The sequence below is a fragment of the endosymbiont of Lamellibrachia barhami genome (assembly GCF_011947365.2).
Classification (GTDB): Bacteria; Pseudomonadota; Gammaproteobacteria; order Chromatiales; family Chromatiaceae; genus QGON01.
This window is the reverse complement of the sequence record NZ_JAAVSH020000001.1, coordinates 3909287-3916030: the sequence shown is the minus strand read 5'-3', so window position 1 is coordinate 3916030 and position 6744 is coordinate 3909287. Positions and strand designations below refer to the sequence as shown.

The 6744-nt window shown below is 53.3% G+C and carries 6 protein-coding genes; 5 read left to right on the top strand and 1 reads right to left on the bottom strand.

Annotated features, from left to right (window positions below):
* On the bottom strand, positions 1 to 395 hold a 395-nt coding region (locus G9Q73_RS19255), incomplete at its 3' end, for a hypothetical protein (protein WP_218649979.1).
* A gap of 125 nt (positions 396 to 520) precedes the next feature.
* On the opposite strand from G9Q73_RS19255, the gene G9Q73_RS17910 reads away from it, so the two are divergent.
* The 5 genes from G9Q73_RS17910 to fliD form a co-directional block, all read left to right on the top strand.
* Positions 521 to 2713 (top strand): two-component system response regulator, encoded by a 2193-nt coding sequence (locus G9Q73_RS17910; protein ID WP_177420992.1) that lies wholly within the window; start codon positions 521 to 523, stop codon positions 2711 to 2713.
* 2 nt (positions 2714 to 2715) lie between these two features.
* Complete coding sequence (locus G9Q73_RS17905; RefSeq protein ID WP_281397592.1) at positions 2716 to 3582, top strand: HDOD domain-containing protein; 867 nt, start codon at positions 2716 to 2718, stop codon at positions 3580 to 3582.
* 296 nt (positions 3583 to 3878) lie between these two features.
* Positions 3879 to 5384 carry a flagellin N-terminal helical domain-containing protein gene (locus tag G9Q73_RS17900; RefSeq protein ID WP_177420990.1) on the top strand — a complete coding sequence of 502 codons (1506 nt, stop codon included), beginning with the start codon at positions 3879 to 3881 and terminating at the stop codon, positions 5382 to 5384.
* An 81-nt stretch (positions 5385 to 5465) separates the two neighbouring features.
* Positions 5466 to 5891 carry a flagellar protein FlaG gene (locus G9Q73_RS17895; RefSeq protein WP_178941534.1) on the top strand — a complete coding sequence of 142 codons (426 nt, stop codon included), beginning with the start codon at positions 5466 to 5468 and terminating at the stop codon, positions 5889 to 5891.
* 177 nt (positions 5892 to 6068) lie between these two features.
* Positions 6069 to 6744: flagellar filament capping protein FliD (fliD, locus tag G9Q73_RS17890; protein ID WP_369408922.1), on the top strand; the 676-nt coding region annotated here is incomplete at its 3' end.

The following is a 6744-nucleotide window of genomic DNA, read 5'->3' as shown; positions in this document are numbered from 1 at the left end:
GCATTGTACTTCGTTTCAGTTACGTATTTCTGGCAAGGCCGGTTACGATTGTGGCACTCACTGCGGATGTACAGGCATTCAGGAACAATTAATGTGAAACTGCCGGCATGAATGACTATCTGAACAAACCTTTCAGTCAGAAACGCTTGTCGGGCTGTTGAAAAAAATGGCTTAAGGTTGAAGTCACGGGCAAGCGGAAACCGGCGAGACATCTCTGTCGGGAAAGTCTCAGACTCTCCTATATCGATCCGCCCCTTGGAACGGCTGCGCCAGTTGGGCGAGATGAGCGGAAGGGAATGTGTTGGGAATCTGTCACTTTCTAAAACAGGCCCCGACGATGCGCCAGGCTTCGCCAGGCGCTTGAGGATAACATGTGAGAGCCCCAGGACGTTCACAGCCTGAAATCGCGGCAGCCAATTTGGGGGCAATGGTTTTTTCCCGACACTGCCAACAACTCGAGACCTCGGCAGCCGAAAAGAATTTGTCACCTGCGCCCAATTTGGTGGATAGCATTGAAGCCATGTTGCCTAATATTCTCGATGCACTGCGCACTGAAATTGAGCAATCCCAAAAAAACCTCGCTACTGCTACCACGGTTCACCAGAGTGGAGAGCGAATTTTGCTGGTGGATGATGATTCAAATTTCCGTATTACTACCCATGAGGCATTGAGCGCAGTCGGTTTCGAGGTTGATGAGGCGGCGAGCGGAAAAGAGTGCCTTGAACGGGCAGCAAAAATAACACCGGATATCATCCTGCTCGATGCCCTTATGGATGGCATGGATGGCTTTGAGGTCTGTCGGCGCCTGAGGAAAAGACGAGAATTTCGCACCATTCCCATCCTCATGGTCACTGGGCTGGAGGATATGGAAACCGTCAATCAGGCCTTCCAGTCCGGTGCGGATGGTTTTATCACCAAGCCGGTCAACTACAATGTTCTGAGTCACCGGATACGCTTCCAACTCAGGGCTGCCCGGGACTCCAAGGAACTGCACGAAAGCCAGGAACAACTGGCCAGCGCGCAGCGTATGGCCGCCCTGGGATATTGGCGCTGGGATGCAAAGCGCGATGAGCTGGTGATTTCAAAGCAGCTGGCTAAAATGCTTGGGGCTTCCCAGGTTGCGTGCTGTAAAAAACTGGGTGGCTATCTGGATCGAATACATCCGGATGATCGGGATTTTATCCGCGATAACATCACCTCCGTGGTGGATGGTGCGCCACTGCATCCTTCGGATTACCGATTGCTCACCGAAAACAATAAGTCAGTGATCGTACATCAGGAACTGGATCTTGCCCCGGATGCGGACGGCGTGGTGCTGGGAACGGTTCAGGACATCACTCAGCAGAGAGTGTCTGAAAGGCGTATCCGTCAGCTGGCTTATACCGACGAACTGACCGGTTTGGCAAGCCGTGCCTATTTCTACAAACATCTGGAAGACGTTGTCAAGGCAGCGCACCGGCGCAAGGAACGCTTTGCCCTGTTGTACCTGGATCTTGATGGCTTCAAGGATGTAAATGACAGTCTGGGTCATGATGTTGGCGATCAGTTGCTGAAGGTCATCGCCCAGCGCCTGCAAAAAGTTTTGCGGGGTGCTGATTTCGTGGCCCGCCTGAGTGGTGACGAATTCTGCATCCTGGTGGACCATGTCAATGATGAGTATGATGCCGCTGACGTTGCCAGTCGCTGTCTGCAGGAGACCAACAAGCCGGTGGATCTGGGTTTGCAGGAGATCCGGCCAAGATGCAGTATCGGTATTGCCCACTTCCCGCAGGATGGTGAAAATCTGCAGGCCCTGCTGAAGGCTGCTGACAGCGCCATGTATGCTGCCAAGGAGGAGGGCAAACATCGCTATACATTCTATCAGCCTGAGCTGACCACCCAGGCTGAGCACCGTTTGCAGATTGAGCAGGATCTGCGTCTGGCGCTTGAACGGGGTGAACTGGAACTCTATTACCAACCCCAGATCGATGTGCAGAGTGGCCGTCTGATTGGGGTCGAGGCGCTGGCCCGATGGCAGCATTCCACCAAGGGTATGATCTCTCCAGCGGAATTTATCAACGTTGCGGAACGTATCGGTTTGATCAAGACGTTGGGAGAGTGGGCGCTGAGCACTGCCTGCAAGCAGGCTACAGCCTGGCAGGATATGGGGCTGCCACTATTTCAGATGTCGGTGAATATCTCTCCAACCCATATTCAGGATCCGGGCATTGTCACCACCGTTGAACAGATTCTGCTGGAGACGGGTTGGAAGGCCGAGAATCTTGAACTGGAGGTCACCGAAAGCGTGGTGCAGACCACGGGTGAAAATCTGTCTGTATTCAAACGCATGCGGGAGATGGGTCTGAAGATCGCCATCGACGACTTTGGCACGGGTTACTCCTCCCTGGCCTCGCTTAAATATCTACCGATCACCTGTCTCAAGATAGATCGTCTCTTCATTACCGACATGCTGAAGGATCCTGAGTCCTCTATCCTGCTGGGCACCATCGTCGGGGTGGCCCGCGCGCTTGGTCACAATGTCATCGCGGAGGGCGTCGAGACGGAAGAGCAGGTGAAGGTGCTGAGTGGAATCGGCTGCGATACCATTCAGGGTTATTTTTTCAGCCGGCCCGTCCCTCCGGAAGAGATTCCGGCTCTGGCACAAAAGCATTTCCTGCCGGAAGAGAGGGACGAAGAGGCGGCTGTTCTTCCATTTCCTATAGCGAATCAATAACAATGGCGGTAGAGAGCGCTGAAATATCCATCTTCGATAGGTTGAGCCGCAGGCAAGTTCCTGTTTTGCCACCTGGCGCGTCATATTTGTTAAAAGCGTTGACCGACGAAAATATCGAGTTCTCAGAACTTGCGCGGATCATCGAGCGCTTTCCCACTATTGCAGGACGTCTTATCGCGCTGGCCAACTCAGCCTGGTCTTCGCCGGTGAGCACCATTACTGCGCTGGATATGGCCTGTTCCAGGCTGGGTTTTGGGGTGGTCAGAAGCACCAGTATCGCCTTGGCAGTTGCCTCTCCATTCGATCCAAACCGCTGCTCCGGATTCAACACGGAATCTTTTTGGACCCGCGCGCTCATGACCGCTGACGCTGCATCCTGGTTGGCGCCGGTGGCTTCATCGGCGGATGATCTTGAATCTTCTACAGCCCGTACTGCGGGTCTGCTGCACAGTCTGGGACTGCTTTGGTTGACGGATCAACTGCCGGATGAGGTGGATCAGGCCTACACGATTGTCGAGGAGAGCGATTCCGTCTCACTCAGTCAGGCCCTCTCCGGGTTGATTGGTTTCGACGATGTTTATGCCGGGGGATATTTGGGGGCTAGCTGGCATCTTCCTGAGCAGCTTGTAACGGCGATGGCCCACTATCCTGAGTCCGGCTTCCAGGGTGGCTACTGGGAAACCGCCACTCTGGTGGGAGTGGCGGTTTCTCTGGTAACCGCTGTGCAACAGGAGACGCCCTGGTCTGCCACGGACAGCCGTCTGCAGAGGTTGGGGATTACAGTCCCGGCTGCTGAAAAGGTTGTCCTACAGATCGATCGACAGTTTGAGAGAACCCAGGCGCTGGCAAAAACGCTTTTCAATGGCTAACCGAGTGAAACGGACTCACTCATGTGAGAAGGATATTCTCACGCTGACGGGTGGATTGGTTGTTCAGTAGGCGCGTATATATATTTTTTTAATTAAAAAACAATAACTTATGCATGTTTTTTCGGGCATCTAAAGTAGCCGGCTTATTTTTTAAAAATCCCTCAAGTTCCCTTTTCCGCTGCCGTTACAGAGACCGGAAGCGGTAAATACAGTCGGTTCGACAGTATATCCGCTAAATATCAACCTAACGCCCAGGCTCGATGCAAGACATCGCCGGGCGGAAAGGAGAAGCAATCATGGCAATGGTCATCAACACAAATGTCAGCTCGCTGAATGCACAGCGCAACCTGACTAACACCCAGAACTCTCTCTCAACCTCTATGGAACGGCTCTCGTCCGGTCTGCGCATCAACAGCGCGAAAGACGACGCGGCAGGCCTCGGCATTACCGATCGTATGACCACCCAGATCCGTGGTCTGAATCAGGCAATGCGAAATGCAAATGACGCAATCTCTATCTCGCAGACCGCTGAAGGCGCAATGCAGGAGTCCACAAACATCCTGCAGCGGATGCGTGAATTGGCCGTACAGTCTGCCAATGACTCCAACAGTGCGTCTGATCGAAGCAATATGCAAAAGGAAGTGGCTCAGCTGTCACAAGAGCTGAATCGTATTTCCAGCACCACAACCTTTAACGGAAAGAACATCCTGGATGGCACTTTTACCGCAGCCAAGTTCCACGTAGGGGCAAACGCTGACCAGACGATTTCCGTCTCCATCGGAAATACCTCTGCCACTACCATGGGTGCCTATAAGGCTGATGGTACTGCCACAGAAGATCACATCGGTGGCGCACTGACAGCAGTGGCGGATGGAACCGGCGGTAACAATGTTGCTGCGGATGCTGCATTTGCAGTGACCGGTAGCTTGGGTACCTCAACACTCTCCACTGCCCTGGATACCACGGCGGCCAAGATCGCCTCTCAAATCAATGGTGTGCAGGATTCAACGGGTGTGAAGGCAACCGCCAGTAACACCGTTGAGTTGAAGGCAACGTCAACCGGCACTATCTCTTTCAGCCTTTCTTCCCAGGATGAGAGTCAGGCGGCTGTAGGGTCAGCCGTTAGTATTAGTGCATTGGTAACGAGCAGTACTGATCTGGCTGCCCTGCGGGATGCTATCAATGCTGAAAACGCCTCCACCGGCATCAGTGCAACCCTGAATGCTGCAGGAGATGGTATCTCTTTAACCAATACCACTGGTCACGACATTGTTGTTGCCGATGCTACAAATAATGATGGAGCGGATACTGCCAGCGCTGTCACAGTCGGAGGCGTCGCGCTTGCTGACTCTGATTCAACCGGTGCGGGTGGCGTGACTGACTCCATCGTTGTGGGTGGTAAGGTTGAGTTGAGCTCCTCCAAGTCATTCCAGGTGTCGACGACGGGTACCGATATCATGGTGGCCGCTGCAACATCCGGAACTTTGAGCAGTATTGCTGATATCGATATTGGTTCCCAGACCGGCGCCAATAGCGCACTGGATGTTATCGACCAGGCCCTGAGCTTCGTTTCTGATCAGCGTGCCGATCTTGGTGCTGTTCAGAACCGTTTGAGCTCCACCATCTCCAATCTCTCCAATATCAGTGAAAATGTATCCGCTGCCCGTTCACGGGTTCAGGACGCCGATTTTGCTGCGGAGACCGCTAACATGACCCGCACGCAGATCCTGCAGCAGGCCGGTGTGGCAATGCTGTCCCAGGCGAATTCCCAGCCGCAGATGGTTCTGTCTCTCCTGCAGTAACGGTAACAAGCTCCAGACTGCGCCCGGTTTTGATACCGGGCGCAGGCTGAACTAATAAGGTATAAATGTGAGGTGAAGGCCATGGCTACGGACATGACAATCACAGTAGGAGCTCTACCGACTAAGGATTCTGGTAAAGGGGTACATCGTACTACGGAAAGTGTTACTCCCCAGCCTCTGAAGGTCGTTGGCCAAATCTCCGGAAATGAAGATGGGAGGTCTGCTGATGTTCCAGCAGAGGCACTTAAAGGTGCTGTCAGCCAGATGCAGGATTTTGCCCAGGTGTTGCAGCGTGAGTTGCAGTTCGACCTGGACGAAGACAGTGGCAGAACAGTGGTTCGGGTAATCGATAGAACATCCGGCGATCTGATTCGCCAGATACCCTCGGAAGAGGTATTGGCGTTGGCCAAACACATGCAGGAGGCAATCGATGTCGCCAATGCCAAAGTTGATGGTAAGGCGGGTCGTGAGCAATCGGTAGGACTACTGATGGAAACAAGTGCATGATGTCCATGTTCTGAAAATTCAGGCATGGAGATTGCATGTTTCTCATAGAGTGTCGAAAACTGGACAGGAGGTGAGACTCCTTAAATGAGTCTGGTTTTCGGCGGAGTGTTTACTGAAGTTTGCGCTGGTTTCTGCTTGATGTTTCGCTTGAGCCAGCCAAGCTGACGGGAGGCAAACGTGCCAACCATTTCCGCACCAGGTATAGGTTCCGGACTCGACGTCAACTCCATCGTTGATCAGTTGATGGCCCTGGAGCAGATTCCCATACAGAATCTTCAGTCCAAAGAGGCGGGGTTTCTGACCCAGATCAGCGCCTACGGCGCGCTGCGTGGCTCTCTGGCATCGTTTCAGAGTACCGTGGACAAACTCAACGGTTTTTCAGGCATAGGTCTCTTCAGTGCGAACAGCGCGGATGAGGCTGTCTTTACTGCCAATGCTGGCAATGATGCCGCCGCCGGCAGTTACGACATCGTCGTTCAAGCTTTGGCTGAGTCCCACAAGATGGGCTCCGCGTCGTTTGCAGATAGTGATACCACGACGATCGGTAGTGCCGGTGACACCATGACGTTGGCCATCGGCACCCAGTCGTTTGACGTGGATATCGGCGGTAAGACCCTGAGCCAGATCGAACAGGCAATCAACGAGGCTACCGACAACACGGGTATCAGCGCAGGAATCATCCAGGAAAATAGTGGTAGTTTCTATCTCACTCTGACCAGCGATGAAACCGGTGTGGAGAATGCCATGTCGGTCTCCTTTGCCGATAGTGGTAACAACCCCATTGCCGATCCATTGACCATGGTGCAGACGCGAGCTGCTGCAGATGCACAACTGTTGGTGGATAACTCCTATA